At 54.8% G+C, this 15,468-nt stretch carries 18 protein-coding genes; 3 read left to right on the top strand and 15 right to left on the bottom strand.

From position 1 onward, the window contains the following. Positions 1–35 precede the first annotated feature (35 nt). Positions 36–1,619 carry a peroxidase family protein gene (locus BMW46_RS05315; RefSeq protein ID WP_074705572.1) on the bottom strand — a complete coding sequence of 528 codons (1,584 nt, stop codon included), beginning with the start codon at positions 1,617–1,619 and terminating at the stop codon, positions 36–38. Positions 1,620–1,777: 158 nt separating this feature from the next. On the opposite strand from BMW46_RS05315, the gene BMW46_RS05310 reads away from it, so the two are divergent. Then, positions 1,778–2,233, top strand: coding sequence for an EVE domain-containing protein (locus BMW46_RS05310; RefSeq protein ID WP_074705750.1), 456 nt, complete (start codon positions 1,778–1,780; stop codon positions 2,231–2,233). Positions 2,234–2,311: 78 nt separating this feature from the next. Continuing rightward, positions 2,312–3,109 (top strand): sulfite exporter TauE/SafE family protein, encoded by a 798-nt coding sequence (locus BMW46_RS05305; RefSeq protein WP_074705570.1) that lies wholly within the window; start codon positions 2,312–2,314, stop codon positions 3,107–3,109. On the opposite strand, the gene BMW46_RS05300 is transcribed toward BMW46_RS05305, so the two are convergent. From BMW46_RS05300 to BMW46_RS05240, 13 genes are all read right to left on the bottom strand, one after another. Next, positions 3,106–4,005, bottom strand: a complete 900-nt coding sequence (locus BMW46_RS05300) for a phosphoribosylaminoimidazolesuccinocarboxamide synthase (RefSeq protein WP_074705568.1) — start codon at positions 4,003–4,005, stop codon at positions 3,106–3,108. The two genes, BMW46_RS05305 and BMW46_RS05300, sit on opposite strands and share 4 nt — an antisense overlap. Next, on the bottom strand, positions 3,989–5,209 hold the full coding sequence (locus BMW46_RS05295; protein WP_074705566.1) for a 5-(carboxyamino)imidazole ribonucleotide synthase: 1,221 nt from the start codon (positions 5,207–5,209) through the stop codon (positions 3,989–3,991). Before BMW46_RS05295 ends, BMW46_RS05300 begins: the two co-directional genes overlap by 17 nt. Further along, positions 5,206–5,709: a 5-(carboxyamino)imidazole ribonucleotide mutase gene (gene purE / locus BMW46_RS05290; protein ID WP_074705564.1), complete on the bottom strand. Its 504-nt coding sequence runs from the start codon at positions 5,707–5,709 to the stop codon at positions 5,206–5,208. The genes BMW46_RS05295 and purE overlap by 4 nt, the downstream gene beginning before the upstream one ends. A 1-nt stretch (position 5,710) precedes the next feature. Further along, positions 5,711–6,160, bottom strand: coding sequence for a phosphate-starvation-inducible protein PsiE (locus BMW46_RS05285; RefSeq protein WP_074705561.1), 450 nt, complete (start codon positions 6,158–6,160; stop codon positions 5,711–5,713). A 153-nt stretch (positions 6,161–6,313) separates the two neighbouring features. After that, a complete protein-coding gene (locus BMW46_RS05280) occupies positions 6,314–7,093 on the bottom strand; it encodes an HAD family hydrolase (RefSeq protein WP_074705559.1) in 780 nt (259 codons plus the stop codon). A gap of 11 nt (positions 7,094–7,104) precedes the next feature. Further along, a complete protein-coding gene (locus tag BMW46_RS05275) occupies positions 7,105–8,199 on the bottom strand; it encodes an L-threonylcarbamoyladenylate synthase (RefSeq protein ID WP_074705557.1) in 1,095 nt (364 codons plus the stop codon). After that, complete coding sequence (locus BMW46_RS05270) at positions 8,199–8,951, bottom strand: endonuclease/exonuclease/phosphatase family protein (protein WP_011379964.1); 753 nt, start codon at positions 8,949–8,951, stop codon at positions 8,199–8,201. Before BMW46_RS05270 ends, BMW46_RS05275 begins: the two co-directional genes overlap by 1 nt. 36 nt (positions 8,952–8,987) lie before the next feature. Then, a complete protein-coding gene (gene nadA / locus BMW46_RS05265; protein ID WP_074705555.1) occupies positions 8,988–10,088 on the bottom strand; it encodes a quinolinate synthase NadA in 1,101 nt (366 codons plus the stop codon). A gap of 177 nt (positions 10,089–10,265) precedes the next feature. Next, on the bottom strand, positions 10,266–10,727 hold the full coding sequence (nudB, locus tag BMW46_RS05260; protein ID WP_177171036.1) for a dihydroneopterin triphosphate diphosphatase: 462 nt from the start codon (positions 10,725–10,727) through the stop codon (positions 10,266–10,268). A gap of 117 nt (positions 10,728–10,844) precedes the next feature. After that, entirely contained in the window at positions 10,845–12,611 is a 1,767-nt protein-coding gene (gene aspS, locus BMW46_RS05255; RefSeq protein ID WP_074705552.1) for an aspartate--tRNA ligase, read from the bottom strand. Between the two features lie 27 nt (positions 12,612–12,638). After that, the gene (locus BMW46_RS05250) at positions 12,639–13,307 is read right to left on the bottom strand and encodes a DUF502 domain-containing protein (RefSeq protein ID WP_074705550.1); all 669 of its coding nucleotides are present in this window, start codon (positions 13,305–13,307) and stop codon (positions 12,639–12,641) included. Between the two features lie 28 nt (positions 13,308–13,335). After that, positions 13,336–13,623 carry an FmdB family zinc ribbon protein gene (locus tag BMW46_RS05245; RefSeq protein WP_074705547.1) on the bottom strand — a complete coding sequence of 96 codons (288 nt, stop codon included), beginning with the start codon at positions 13,621–13,623 and terminating at the stop codon, positions 13,336–13,338. Between the two features lie 592 nt (positions 13,624–14,215). Next, a complete protein-coding gene (locus tag BMW46_RS05240) occupies positions 14,216–14,410 on the bottom strand; it encodes a hypothetical protein (RefSeq protein WP_074705544.1) in 195 nt (64 codons plus the stop codon). 145 nt (positions 14,411–14,555) lie between these two features. Here BMW46_RS05240 and relB point away from each other — a divergent pair, with 145 nt between their 5' ends. Continuing rightward, complete coding sequence (gene relB, locus BMW46_RS05235; RefSeq protein ID WP_256376959.1) at positions 14,556–14,756, top strand: type II toxin-antitoxin system RelB family antitoxin; 201 nt, start codon at positions 14,556–14,558, stop codon at positions 14,754–14,756. A 193-nt stretch (positions 14,757–14,949) separates the two neighbouring features. Here relB and BMW46_RS05230 read toward each other — a convergent pair whose 3' ends face one another. Beyond that, positions 14,950–15,408: a hypothetical protein gene (locus BMW46_RS05230; protein ID WP_143121401.1), complete on the bottom strand. Its 459-nt coding sequence runs from the start codon at positions 15,406–15,408 to the stop codon at positions 14,950–14,952. Positions 15,409–15,468 lie beyond the last annotated feature (60 nt).

The following is a 15,468-nucleotide window of genomic DNA, read 5'->3' as shown; positions in this document are numbered from 1 at the left end:
TAACCCATTGGGTAATCTCATTTTCATGTTTCAAATCAGGAAGAAGGCATCCAGTCAGGCAAGGTCAAGCCGACGTATAAATCCCCACGCCGATCGGAAGGCGTGTTCCTGTCCAGAACATCCCGAAATGTTCCCGTGCTCTGGATTGCCGCCCAGCCCGGAGCGGAAAAGGTTTCTTCGTTATAAACGTACTGTGACAGCAAGGGATTGGTCAAAGCCTGGGAAAAAGCATCCACTGCCACCATCCTGAGCATGAGTGACGGCAGGGGGGAATCTTCCACCAGATCCTCTGCAAACAGACCGACGTAAAAATCGATGTCCTCTACGCGCCGATACGTCTTTCTCAGAAAATCGACCACCCGCGGATCCGTGGAGATATCTGCGAAATCCTGCGGACGCTCCAGGGAAACATAATGGCGGTAATCAGTGTAGGGTGCCAGTTCTGCCAGACGGCCCTGCTCTATTGCCCGCGTCTCGATTTCCCATAGGAACTCCGCCGTGTTGAAGGGACCGAGACGACCGGCACGCTGGCTGCTCATGTCGGCAAAGGCGCGTCGCAACCCTCCGTCCAGCAATAGCTTGTTATTCATGGAGGTTTCTCCCAGGAGATACAAGTGTCCGTTCCAGGTGATGGCATCTGGAACGAGTGAATGCCAGCGATACAGCAAACTGAATTCGGTCGTGATCCAGTTCGGTTTGTTCCACGGTGCATTCCAGGCCACTGAAGGGTCAGCCCGATAGGGCACCAATGGAGAGATATGGCTGATGTACTCCTCCACGATAATCTTGATGAATATCACGATGACATTATTCCGGGCGGTCTGGAAAACGCGCTCATCATCCCACTGGGGATGCACCCGTTCTATTTCGCCTGCAAGCCGGTTGTGTTCCCGCAGAAACAAGGTATTCAACATCGCCACCTGGGGAACGGCATTTGTTCGATCCCCTCCAAAGGCAAAAATATGAGCCTGCAACTCTTCCCGACGCTCGGGCACCCTATCCAACGCCCTCTCCAATCCAAGGGGCTCGTCGAGCACGGCGAATTCCTGCTTCAGTTTCCCGTTATCGAAAAGGAAAGGCGAGAATTCCTCCGCGCCGATAAACTGCGACTTCAACCGCCCCCGTTCCCCCTTCGTTTCGCTTTTGAGACGAAGGGCGGCGGTCTGCTCCGGCAGCCTTCCGTAAAGCGGACACATGTCGATCTGGTGATTGGATGTATTTTGCAGTCGAACTGTCTCGGGTTCTCCTGCCTGAGGCATGCGCGTGCGGATAAAACCGTCGGTCAGATATTGAGCAACCGCGGGAAAGAGCAGGGTCGATTTGTCGGATAATCGCTGCTTTCCGTCCTGTTGCCTGAAAAGCCCGAGCAGTTCGCTCGAAGATGGAAGTTGTGCCGGCTGTTTCTTCGCCGGCAAATGGCGTGCGCTCCAGTGCTGATCCGTAAGTGAAGTCCAAGAGGTATAGGGGTGAACGGTGCTCCACGGATGCGGCCGGTGGCGGCAAACATTTACTACCCGGTTGATTGCAAATTCGTTTAGTTTCCTGGCCAACCATGGCCAGCTTTCGCCTATCCGCCACAGGAGTTTCAGAAGACGATTGATTAACTTATTGTTTATCATTGCTCCTCCGTCTTGCTGTAGTATTGATTGTTTATTTGAGGGCCTCCAACCCAGGGAAATTTTGCCTGGAGGAATCTTGCTGATACAAAGCTCATAAAGCTCATGGCTCCTTCAACTTCAAGTGCTGAATTCTGACCTAAGTATAGTTAATGATGGAAATGCGTTACTGGCTGATGAAATCGGAACCTTCCGACGTAAGTATTGACGACCTCGCCTCGATGCCTGATCAAACAGTGGCGTGGTATGGGGTGCGCAATTATCAGGCGCGAAATTTCATGCGTGACCAGATGCGCGTCGGCGACGGGGTTTTTTTCTACCACTCGACCTGTGAGGAGCCGGGAATCGCCGGGATTGCGGAGGTGAGCAAACTGGCCTACCCGGACGCTACCCAGTTCGAGCGGGAGAATAAATATTTCGATCCGAAAGCCACTCCGGAAAATCCGCGCTGGTTTAATGTGGATGTGCGCCTAGTCAGAAAAACCCGCCTGGTCGGCATCAAGGAGTTACGCAGCTACCCCGAGCTCGCGAGCATGCGTATCCTGCAAAAAGGCAACCGCCTGTCTATTACACCGATCGATCCGGCAGAGTGGGATTTCATCATGAGAATTCTGTAATGACAGACTCCCGGAAGATTTCCAGGTTGAACAACGGTTGTACAATTTCGAATCCCGGTATCTGCGGTATAGCTTGACGTGGAGTGGTGGCCGGCATACCTGATGTTGGGCACCGTGGTCGGCTTCTTTGCCGGCCTGCTGGGGATAGGGGGCGGGCTGGTCATCGTCCCCGTGCTTACCTTTATTTTTACGGCCCAGGACTTCCCTCCGGACCGCATCCTTCACCTCGCTCTCGGCACCACGATGGCGGCCATCATTTTCTCCTCGGCCGCCAGTCTGCGCACCCATCATGTTCACGGTGCAGTGAACTGGCAAGTCGTGAAATTCATTACGCCGGGAATCATCCTGGGGACGCTTGGAGGCGCAACGGTAGTGAGCATGCTATCCAGCCGCTTTCTCAGCATCGTTTTTGTCGTCTTCATTTATTATGCGGCGACGCAGATGTTGCTCAATATCCGCCCCAAACCCAGCCGCATGCTTCCGGGAAGGCTCGGCATGCTTGTTGCAGGAAGCGTCATTGGCGCGATTTCCAGCTTTGTTGCAATCGGAGGAGGCCTGCTGACGATCCCGTTTCTCTCCCTGTGCAACGTCAAGCTGCAACATGCCATAGGTACCGCTGCCGCGGTAGGTTTCCCCATCGCTGTGGCTGGAGGTATCGGCTATATGATCAATGGCATGGCGCAGCCCCAACCGCTGCCGGAATACAGCCTGGGATACGTTTACCTGCCGGCATTGGGCTGGATCGTCCTGGGCAGCACGCTGACCGCACCCATAGGCGCGAAAACGACGCACGTCATGCAAACGGCCACGCTCAGGAAAATTTTTGTAGTGCTGCTTTATCTGCTGGGGACGAGGATGTTGCTACGACTTTTCTAGCTCACCAGGCGATGCAGGGCTTCCCGGTACTTTTCCGCTGTTTTGGCGAGCACCTCGGGGGGCAAGGCTGGAGCGGGTGCTTTCTTGTTCCAGTTCTGCGTCTCAAGCCAGTCACGCACGAATTGTTTGTCATAGCTCGGCGGGTTTCTCCCCGGCGCGTACCGCTCGGCAGGCCAGAAGCGCGATGAATCGGGCGTAAGCGCCTCATCGATGAGATAGAGTCTGCCGATCTGGTCCTGACCGAATTCGAACTTGGTGTCGGCAATAATAATGCCTTTTGTGATCGCATAATCCGCGGCCTGAGTATACAAAGCCAATGCTATATCCCGCACCTGCGCAGCCAGCGGTTCCCCCAACAGCTTTTGCGCCTCCGCAAACGGGATATTTTCATCATGGGCACCCTGGGCAGCTTTGGTCGAGGGGGTAAAGAGGGCTCCGCCCGGTATCCTGCCGGCTTCCTCCAATCCGGCAGGGAGTGGAATACCGCAAATCATGCCGGTTTTTTTGTAATCCTTCCAGCCGGAGCCAACGACGTAACCCCGCACGATTGCCTCGATCGGAAGGGGTCTGAGCCGCTTTACTACAAACGCCCGCCCGGTCACCTGCCCGCGCTCGTCTTCCGTTACCACGGATTCGGGTGCGATGTAGGTAAGATGGTTGGGAACGATATGCTCCAGTTTTTCAAACCAGAAACTGGACAAGGCGGTCAGCAGCCTACCCTTGCCGGGTACGGGAGTAGGCAGGATCACGTCGAATGCGGAAAGCCGGTCTGTCTGGACGATCAAAAGCTTGTCTTCATCCACGCCGTAGATGTCCCGTACCTTTCCGCGATGCAGAAGCGGCAGGCTTCGTATGCTCGTTTCAAACAGCGCGGGCTGGTCAGTTCCGACTTTCATTCCGGGGAGGCTCATATGTTTCAAGAGTGCCATGAGAGGGTTGCAGCGATTGCTTGATTTCCAGCGCAAGCCGCAACGCGGCATCGGTCGTTTCTGCCAATACCGTATAGTGTCCCATTTTCCGTCCGGGTCTGGCGTCGCGCTTGCCGTATAAATGCAATTTGACGTCAGGATGCCGCAGCACCTGTTCCCACTCCGGCTCTCCCTTCTGCCAGAGATCGCCCAGCAGATTCACCATTACTGCTGCTCCATACATGGAAGTACTGCCGAGGGGCATTCCGCAAAGTATGCGCACCTGCTGCTCGAATTGAGAGGTAACGCAGGCATTGATCGAGTAATGCCCGCTATTATGAGGACGAGGAGCGATCTCATTCACCAGCAGGCGCCCGTCCGCGAGCACAAAGAACTCGACGCATAATACGCCGCGATAATCCAGCTTCTCGGCAATGCGAATCGCAATATCGCAGGCGTTTCGGGCAATTTCAGGCGATACTCTGGCAGGAACGATGCTGATGTCGAGGATACCGTTGCAGTGCTGATTCTCGGATACGGGAAAAGTAACCACTTCGCCATCAAATCCCCTGGATACGATGACGGATACCTCGCGCTCCAGGGGCAGCAGTTTTTCCAGAACGCAGGATTCCCGGTTCAAACCTGCAAATGCGCTGTCAAGCTCCGATGCATTACTTACCCGCACCTGGCCTTTGCCGTCATATCCGAACCGGCTTACCTTGAGAATTCCGGGGAAGAGGTCAGGAGAAAGTTGCGGTTGCTTTTGGGGTAATACCCCATCCGAATTGGTCGAACCCTGCGAAGTGCGCGCGTTCTGCATCACCGCATAGGGCGCGACTCCAAAGCCGTTGGCAGCGAGAAAATTCTTCTCCAGAATGCGATCTTGCGCGATGGCGACACTCTCGGCAGCCGGACTGACGATGCGGCGTTCAGCCAGTACCCTGAGTGCTTCCGCAGGTACGTTTTCGAATTCGGTGGTGACGCCTGCGCAGGTGGATGCAAGCTCATTCAATGCCTCACGATCGAGGTAATCGGCGCGCAGGTGCCGCTCGGCGATGCTACCCGCCGGACTCCGCTCCTCGGGATCAAGAACGGTCACGCTGTAACCCAGGCTTTGGGCCGCCATGGTGAACATCCTGCCGAGCTGGCCGCCGCCCAGCAATCCCAGCATCGCCCCGGGCCGGGTACTCATGAGGGGGGCAAGGTCATGGAAGCCACCGTTGCCGTCTGGGTTTCCCGAAACTCGGCAAGCTGCCTGGCCAAACCCGCATCTTCCACCGCCAGCAGCGCAACGGCAAACAATCCCGCATTAGCCGCGCCCGCCTCGCCTATGGCGAAGGTGGCAACCGGTACTCCCTTCGGCATTTGTACTATGGACAAAAGCGAATCCAGCCCTTGAAGCTGCCGGGAAGTAACCGGCACGCCCAGTACGGGCAGGAGCGTTTTCGCGGCGACCATTCCCGGAAGATGCGCTGCGCCGCCTGCACCGGCAATAATGCATTTCAGCCCCCGCTCGCCGGCAGTTTCCGCATATTCGAACATGCGATCAGGGGTTCGATGAGCGGAAACCACTTCCGCTTCGTAAGATACATGGAATTTCTTCAATATTTCCGCAGCGTGCTTCATGACCTCCCAATCGCTGCTGCTGCCCATGATGACACCCACCAGGGGCTTGTTGATTTGGCCTTCCATATCAATCGCGAATTTTTTGTTCTCTTTCCTTGGAAGCCGCCTCTGCCAGTTCCTCCAGGTCTTCCACATAGGGATAGCGCACGTGTCCGTAACGGATGACGAGCACCCCGAGCGCAATCAGCACGATAGCGGCAGAAACACCCAACAGGCGGATGTTGTCCATCTCCTTGACATCCACGGTTATATAACGCGCCAATGCCACCAGGGCGATATAGAGGGGAAACCTTACCGGCAGCTTGCCCGATTCAAAATAAAGCCCGACCATCGTCAGGATTTCGAGGTAGAGAAACATGAGCAGCAGGTCCGCCAGCGTCACTCTGCCGTTGTGAATCATCAGCATGGTTTCCTGATATCCCGCAAATATGGTGGCGAGTGCAATCACGACGAGACCCACCCCTTCAAAAAATTGAAGCAGGCGCCGTGAATAGTTGATGGTGCGGGCTTGCAGCATTTGTTCTTCTTGTCAGGATGGCCTGGGTGCCTGGGTAAGTCACTGGTGACTTACTATACTACCTGTTCCAGGTGACAATTCCAATTTGGGATAATGCAAATTGAGCGTCCGCAGAATTGGACATAATTCTTTTAGACCGCTTCCTCACGGCCTTCACCCCTTAAGCTTCAGCATCAGGTCCACGTCCACCCAGCCGCTGCCGTTTATGCCGTTTGCCACTCCTGCCTCTCCTTCCAGCACGCTGAAGGGCTTCGTCGGCTCCCCCAGGTCGGATAAGACAAGCTTCGCCCCCGTGAAATCCTGAAACCGGGTATATCCATTTACCGTAACCACTGTGTCCAGCCCCGCGGCAAGCGATGCTCTCAGCCCGTTTTCCGAGTCTTCGACGGCAATGCACTGTTCTGCTGGCAATTTCAGTTGATCCAGCACCCAGTGATAGATGTCGGGTGCCGGTTTTTTTCCAGGAACGATGTCTCCTGCCCCGATAACGTCGAACCAGCCGGGAGAATCTTCCCCCAGGGTGGATTTCAAAAGCGCGGTCACGTTCTCCGGGGTGGTGGTGGTTGCAATCGCGATTTTTATGTTTCTGTCACGCAGATGCCGGATCAGGCGGGCTACACCCGGTCTTAGCGGAATACCGCCGCTTTCCAGCATGCCCACATAATGCCTGGTTTTTATCTTATGCAGGCGCGCGATCCATTCACCCAATTCACTTCTGTTCAATTCCTCGGGAACATGATGTTCCATGAAATGAAGGATGCGCTCTTTGCCACCTGTAATTTCCAGCAACTTGCCGTAAAGATCGACATCCCACTCCCAATCGAGGCCGAGTTCCTGAAATGCGGCATTAAAAGCGGGGCGATGACCATCACGCTCCGTATCAGCCAGCGTACCATCCACATCAAACAATACTGCGCGAACTTTGCTATCCATAAAATCGTTATTTATCCAGTTTGCCCATAAATGGTTTCATTCTCATCCTCCCGCGTTCGGGATGAACTGCTTTGCTCACCCGTTAGTACTGCATTCGCACCGGAGTATGTCCTGCTGCTCGCGCGCTGCAGCCGGTCCGCGATTGCCACCCAAGCCGCTGTCTCGGGAGGATTCTCCACCAACAACCGATCGAAGTGTTCCCGATCGAACCGGCGCAAGGTGGCATACAACTGACGCGCATATTCCTCCGGTTCTTCAGGCATCGCGGAAAATACGACCGGTTCATTTTCCGAGCGATGCCTGGGTAGAGAATGCTCTCGCCGCCGCCAACCCATGACTGCTACCTGCATACCTTCTGCTTCCAGCTCCAAAGCACGCTGCCATAAGTGATCCGCCGACAGGAGCTCGAGCGGCGTGGCGGGGGCATAATGCGAAGGGAGAGCGCCCGGTACGCGTACAGAACGTTCTGCTCCTTGGGAAAGCACCACATTTCCATCCAATACTTCCGCCAGTGCTGCCAACTGGATGCCGCCTGGCCGCAATATAACCGCGGTTTGGCCTTCAAAACCCACAATGGTACTTTCCAGCCCCACCTGGCACGGCCCACCATTCAGAACCATGTCCAGCTCGTCGCCAAACTCCTCACGCACATGCGCTGCCGTTGTCGGACTGACATGGCCGAAACGATTCGCTGACGGAGCGGCAAGTGCTCTATCGGGCCCCAGCTCCCTCAGCAAGGCAAGCGCTACGGGATGATCAGGAACGCGCAATCCCACTGTATCCTGACCGCCGGTCACCTTTTCCGACACATGGCGACTACGTGGCAGTATCAGGGTCAAAGGGCCTGGCCAGAAACACTCAGCCAGCCGCCACGCCTGATGTGGCACTTCCCGCGCCCAATGCGATAACCGGGAGGCATCGGCGAAATGGACAATGAGGGGATGATCCAGGGGACGCCCCTTGATTTCAAATATGCGCGCAACTGCAGAAGGATTGGAAACCTCAGCCCCAAGGCCATACACGGTTTCTGTCGGGAAAGCGACAACGCCTCCTTTTTTCAGGAGGGTGGCGGCGGCGTCGATCTCGCTGTGCGATGCAGGAGGCATTATCTGAGGATCATCTGCGCCGAGAGGACTGCGTGATCGGAGATCTTGGACCAGGGGTGCCCCTGGTGCACTTGTGCCTTTTCGATATGAAACCCCCGCACATAAATACGGTCGAGCCGGAACAACGGCAACGTGGAGGGATAGGTACGCGCCGGCCTTCCTTCGGTCAACTCGAAGACTTCCGCCAGGGCAAGCCGCTGGACCAGGATACGACTGGCCACTTCGCGCCAATCGTTGAAATCCCCGGCGATAACCAGCGGCGCGTCCTGGGGTACCAGTTCCTCGATATGCTTTTCCAGTAACTGTAACTGACGGGAACGGCCTCTTTTGAACAGGCCCAGGTGCACGCAGATGCAGTGAAGATTTTCCCGCCATTGCGGGATGCCTATTTCACAGTGAAGCAAGCCGCGGCTTTCGAAACGATGGGCCGAAACATCCACGTTGTCCCACCGAAGAATGGGATAGCGGCTCAGGATTGCGTTGCCGTGGTGGCCCTCATCGTAGACCGCGTTTTTTCCGTAGGCAAAATCCGTCCAGATCGAATCAGCCAGGAATTCATACTGGGGACTCTCCGGCCAATTCTCGAAACGGGCTCCGTGACCCTTGTGCTCGCCGACCACTTCCTGCAGAAAAATGATATCGGCGTTGAGCGCACGCAAGCTGTCGCGCAGCTGATGCACCATGACCCGCCGATTGAAATGAGAAAACCCTTTGTGAATGTTGTAGGTAGCAATATGCAGCTTATTGAGCATATGACGAACGGGACGGAGCGCAAGTGTATTTTTTCATTATCGCGAAACCTCAAGCATGCGCTCCAGGGCACGTTTCGCCAGAACTGCATCCGCTGCCGGCACTTTGATCTGATTCACCACCTTCCCCGCAACCAGGTTTTCCAGCGCCCAGGCCAGGTGTTGCGGATCGATGCGCGCCATGGTGGAACACATGCAGATCGTCGATGCCATGAACTGGACGATTTTTCCCTGGGCCTTGAACTCCTCGGCAATACGATTGACCAGGTTCAGCTCCGTCCCCACCAGCCAGCGTGTTCCTGGCTCCGCTTCCCGGATGGTCCTGATGATATAGTCGGTGGAGCCGACGTAATCCGAGTTTTTACATACCTCGAAACTGCACTCGGGATGCGAAATCACTTTCCCCTCGGGATGCTGGTTGCGAAAACGAAGTATGTGCTGTGGCTGGAACATCTGGTGCACGGAGCAATGTCCCTTCCACAGGAGGATTTTCGCATTCCTGATCTGCTCGGGCGAAAGTCCGCCCATGGGCTCATCGAAATCCCACACCGCCATCTGTTCGAGTGGAATGCCCAGCTTGTGCCCGCTCCAGCGTCCCAGGTGCTGATCCGGAAAAAACAGTACCTTTTCCCTGCGGGAAAAGGACCACTGCAAAATTTTCATGGCATTGCTGGATGTGCAGACAATGCCGCCGTGCTCACCGCAGAAAGCCTTGAGATCAGCGGCAGAGTTGATGTAAGTTACCGGCGTGACCACTTCATCGGGATCGAGCACTTCCGAGAGTTCATGCCACGCGCGCTGCACCTTGAGAAGACTCGCCATATCCGCCATAGAGCAGCCGGCGGAAAGATCAGGCAGAATGGTGACCTGCTCGGGCTTGGAGAGAATATCGGCTACTTCAGCCATGAAATGCACGCCGCAGAACACCAGGTAATCCGCATCGGTCCCCGACGCAAGACGCGAGAGCTGCAGGGAATCCCCGGTAAGATCGGCGTGTTTGTAAACATCCGGGCGCTGATAATGATGGGCGAGTATTACCGCGCGCTTTCCCAGCGCCGCTTTCGCCTGGACGATGCGCTGCTCGCAGTCATCGTCATTCAGATTGTCGAAACGTTCAAAGGCAATGGCTTCTGCTTGCATGGCCTACTCCGTTTTTCCTTTAAAAACCACAGGGAATATAAGAAACTGCAGAGGTTCCAAAAGTATCATTGGACCAGCACACCCGTCATCGGTTCGATCGGCTTTCCCCGTTCCTCATTTTCGCAAGGGATGCTTCCGCTGCCTGCCGCTCCTGCTTTTTCTGCTCTTTACTGCCCTTTAATTACCGTTATTACCTTTACCGCCAGCTGTTGCCAATCTCCTGATCGCTTCGGCATTGCTTGGGGAAAATACTTTTTCCGCCGCCTCCTGCCAGGGGAGCCAGGTATGACGCAAATGTTCTCTTGCCGCAACAAAGACCGGGACAGGTTGCGGCACAAGCAGGCCAAAAACATGCTCGGTGTTATGGGTTACTTCGGGAGCGTAACGCCAGCGCCATTCCTCATAGATTTCATATTCGTTCACAATGTTCCAGTCGGTCAACTCGTAGCGACTGGCATCCAGCCCGGTCTCCTCCGCCACTTCCCGTATCGCTGTTTGTACGAGCGTCTCGCCTTCGTCCTGGCTGCCCGTAACAGACTGCCAGTAGCCGGGATGGTCCGCCCGTTCGAGCAGCAGGATCTGCATGTCGGGCGTATGGATAATTACCAGAATGGAAACCGGAATCTTGTAGATTCTCACCCCCGTGCACCAGGAGTAGGAACGGAATCAGAAAATCTTCGCTTTTGGAAAAATGATTTTCCCAATCTCCACGCTTCTCCGCTTCCACCCCGCACCCTTGCTTTATATCCTCCAGGATTACGCGTGGCGAAGCTTGATGTGAAGTTCCCGCAACTGTTTTTCACCGACAGTACTGGGCGCATGCGTCAGCAGACATTGCGCGCGCTGTGTTTTCGGAAAAGCAATGACCTCACGGATGGATTCGGCGCCTGCCATCATGGCAACGATCCGGTCGAGACCGAACGCAATCCCGCCATGCGGGGGCGCCCCATATTGCAATGCTTCGAGCAAAAAGCCGAATTTTTCGTTTGCCTCGTCCGCTCCAATATTCAAGGCGCGAAACACCTTCGACTGTACTTCCTGACGATGAATACGTACGGAACCGCCCCCAATCTCGGAACCATTCAGCACCATATCGTAAGCCTTGGATAAGGCTTTTTCGGGATCGGTCTCAAGCAGGTCCTCGTGACCCTCAGCAGGAGAAGTAAAGGGATGATGCAAGGCTTTCCAGCGGTTTTCTTCTTCGTCGCGCTCGAACATGGGGAAATCCACCACCCATAAAGGCTTCCACCCCGATTCCGCCAGGCCGCGATCATGCCCGACCCTGGCGCGCAATGCACCGAGGGCCTCATTCACCACCTGTGCCTTGTCCGCGCCAAAGAAGATGAGATCGCCATCCTTCGCGCCCGTGCGTTCGAGAATGATCTGAATCACATTCTCAGGGAGGAATTTCAGTATGGGCGACTGGAGGCCATCCACGCCTTTTTCCAGCGCATTGACCTTGATGTATGCGAGCCCCTTCGCCCCGTATATCGCTACAAAACTGGTGTAATCATCGATCTCTTTGCGCGACAATATCCCACCTTCAGGCACGCGCAATGCCGCTACACGTCCACCCGTTCTGAGCGCGGCTTCCCGGAACACCTTGAACTCCACCTCCTGCATCACATCGGTGAGTTCCGTCAGAACCAGCGGCACGCGCATGTCAGGCTTGTCCGAGCCATATTTCGACATCGCTTCCGCATGCGTCAAGCGTGGAAAGGGGCTGGGCAGATCGATATTCCTCACGCTTTTGAACACCGTGCAGATCATCCCTTCCATCATCTGCATGATTTGCGCTTCATCCAGAAAGGATGTCTCGATATCGATCTGGGTGAATTCGGGCTGGCGGTCAGCCCGCAGATCCTCGTCGCGAAAGCATTTGGTAATCTGATAATAGCGGTCGAATCCGGAAACCATCAGCAACTGCTTGAACAGTTGCGGCGATTGCGGCAGCGCAAAAAAATGCCCGGTGTTGACGCGTGACGGCACCAGGTAATCGCGCGCGCCCTCGGGGGTCGATTTGGTGAGCATCGGCGTTTCCACGTCGATGAATCCATGCTGGTCGAGAAACAGCCGGACTGCCATCGCTACCTTGTAGCGCAGCCGCAGGTTTTCCTGCATCTGCGGACGCCGCAGATCCAGATAGCGGTGCTCCAGCCGTATGGCTTCGCTGAGGTTTTCGTCGTCCATCAGGAACGGAGGCGTCAGGGAAGCATTGAGGATATCGATCGAGCTCACCAACACCTCTATTTCCCCGCTGATGAGATTGGGGTTGACGGTTCCCGCCGGCCGGTGCCGCACCCGCCCGGTAACTTTGACCACAAACTCGTTGCGGATTTTTTCCGCGACCTGGAAAGCAGTGGGGTTATCGGGATCGCATACCACCTGCACCAGGCCCTCGCGATCCCGCAGATCCACGAAAATAACACCCCCATGGTCGCGGCGCCGGTGGACCCAGCCGTACAGGATCACAGTCTGATCCAGATATTGGACGTCGATAAGGCCGCAGTAATTGGTGCGCATGGAAGATCGGTAATCAGAAAAAAGGAATCAGGGCTTGTCGCTCGATGCGGAACTGGCGGGACCCTGGGGATGCAGCAGCACTGCCTGCGACTCCGCCGGTTTCTTGCCGTTGGTGGGAGTAACGACACCCATCGAGATTATATATTTCAATGCCGCATCCACGCTCATGTCGAGCTCGATTACATCGCTGCGCGGCATCATCAGAAAGAAGCCGGAGGTCGGATTGGGCGTGGTCGGCACGTAGACGCTCACATACTCTCCCGTGAGGTGATTGACTACATCGCCACCTGGATATCCCGTCATGAAGGCGATGGTCCAGGAACCCTCGCGCGGATACTGCACCAACAGCGCCTTGCGAAAGGCCTCCCCCTGGCTTGAAAACAGCGTATCGCTGACCTGCTTCACGCCGTAATAAATCGATTTCACGACCGGGATGCGCCATAACACGCCTTCCCAGAAAATCACCAGTCGCTGCCCGATGATGTTGGTGGTGAAGATGCCGGTAAGGAAAACAACCAGCAGCGTCAGCACCGTGCCCACGCCGGGAATGTATATGCCTACGAGGGTTTCGGGACGCATGCTCGACGGCAGGAGCAACAGGGACTGATCCATGGTGCTGATCAGAAATTTCAACGCCCAGGCAGTAATACCCAGAGGTACCCATATGAGCAGCCCGGTGATGAAATAGCGTTTCATGTCAGTAATCAGCCCGATCCGTCACTCGTCAGTCAGTCGTGCAGGCGGGGCACGCGCTATCCCCGGCCGGGGCGCTCTCGCTCTTCGCCATGCACGTATCCGCATCAGCCTTGGGCTTGGACTGCCCGCCATTCTTGTTCTTGAAATCGGTGACGTACCAGCCGCTACCTTTCAATTGAAAACCTGCAGCCGAAATAAGTTTGTTAAACGCATCGCTGCCACAGGCGGGGCAAGCTGCCACAGGTGCATCACTCACCTTTTGCAGATATTCCTTTTCGAAACCACAAGACCCACACCGGTATTCATAGATCGGCATGACAATCCTCCAACAAAGAAAGCTAAACGAAAAAAACGGGATTATACCTTAAGGAACCCCCGAACAAGTTACTGCACTGTCCCGCACGGCAGCCTCTTTGCTCACCCCAACTCGAGCGATTCAAACGGAGGAGGCAGATCCGGCCATGCCGATGGCGGGTGACCGCTGTCACCCGGGCAACCAACAAGCAACCAACTCTCGTATGACTACGGCCAATACCTTGCCAACCTGAAGGATACCCTCTCCGGGATTGCATGCCTCCTGTCAGGAAAATATGGGTGCTTGCGATAATTACAAGAGGATAATTTCAAGAGCGCGTGATGCGCGTAGTACGAGCGGACAGAACAGCAGGAAGTAGTAGCCCCGGCGCTATGACCGATAAATTGCATTCTGCATTATTGTCAGCCGGAACCTGACCTGCGATCGATGCCACCTTCTTCCCCCGTCATCCCTTCTTTCCCATCCATGCTGTATTCCGAGCTTGTTGGAATATCAAGGGATCAGAAGAATCAAATGCGGCTCATCACTCATCTCGTAGGACACCGACGCTTGTACGTGCCAGCCGCGCCTTGCGCAGGCCAAGCCCGCTGCCTCAGTTCACGCTGATCGTATAATCATCCCGATTATGGGAGCGAAAGGGGCTCTCCTGGCAAAACCGGATAAAGGCCACTTCTTCAGCCTCGGTCTTCGAATTGGCTTCAATTTCATAATCGGCAAGAAGACCGCTGAAATTGGGACGGTCGTGAATAGACGGCTCAACAGGCGTGATGAGAACTTTATATATCATTTCATCCCCCTTTTTGGCTTTGACATTGTTCGGGCATTTTTAATTCTAGGGTATATAGCCTGTTATTGCTGCTCATGAACAAGAAAGTGTCAGACCAGAAATTCAGATACAATGAATACCCGTATTTCATTCAGGGATAATACCCATGCCCACTTCAATTCGCCTTACCCCCGAGATCGAGGAGCGGCTCAACTTCCTCGCCGCGCAAACGGGACGTTCCAAGGCTTTCTATCTTCGGGAAATTATCGAGCGCGGGCTTGACGACATGGAAGATTCCTTCCTCGCGGCAGACGTGCTCGAACGCGTGCGCAAAGGCAAGGAAAAATCTACTCCCCCGCAGAAATAAAGAAAGACTTTGGGCTGAAGGATTGAATATGCGATCACGGCCAGAAATAACGCGCCACATGTTTTATTTACTCGCGCTTACCGCTTCTGAAATGTTAAGTTTTGACAAGTTTGAGAGCCCTTTATGACTGCCCGTATCACTCAACAATTTCAAGTTTTTTTAAGTTTTGCTCGCCCTGCGCAGCTAGTAAATCTTAGTCGATCACTTCCAACTTAATGCAAAGGTTTACAAGGCATGACAGAGCACGACGAATTTCAGATTCATTGTACGTTGCCCTCCTATGCTGTACCCACCACTCCCCGCCGAACGCTGCACGACTAGCAGACGGCAGAATATTTCGAACATAGCCGTACTCTTTAATTGGAAGGTTAAACATCGCGACAAGGCATGATTCTCTCAGAATGTCGAGGTATTCACCCAGCGCGCTGAATGGTTGCTCTCTTAGCAATCCGATTGTTCGATCGTAACCCTCAAGATTAACCTTAGGTATGTACTTCTGTAGTTTCGCGAAGATAAGCGTCTTCGCCTTTGCGAGGTCTTCGGCCGCGCCACTAGTATTGCCTTCTTGGAGCCCCCCGTCTGCTGATCTGAGATGCTCGCGGATGTTTGCGTCAGCTACTAAATCCACAATAGATAGATCGTCGAAGTTCACCGCGAAATGCTCTAGCATCGCCGAGCGCAAAAAATCCTCTACGTAGAACTGATATTTTTT

The sequence above is a fragment of the Nitrosospira multiformis genome (assembly GCF_900111585.1).
GTDB lineage: Bacteria > Pseudomonadota > Gammaproteobacteria > Burkholderiales > Nitrosomonadaceae > Nitrosospira > Nitrosospira multiformis_B.
Note: the sequence above shows the minus strand (reverse complement) of the source record. Positions and strands in the feature narration are given on the sequence as shown.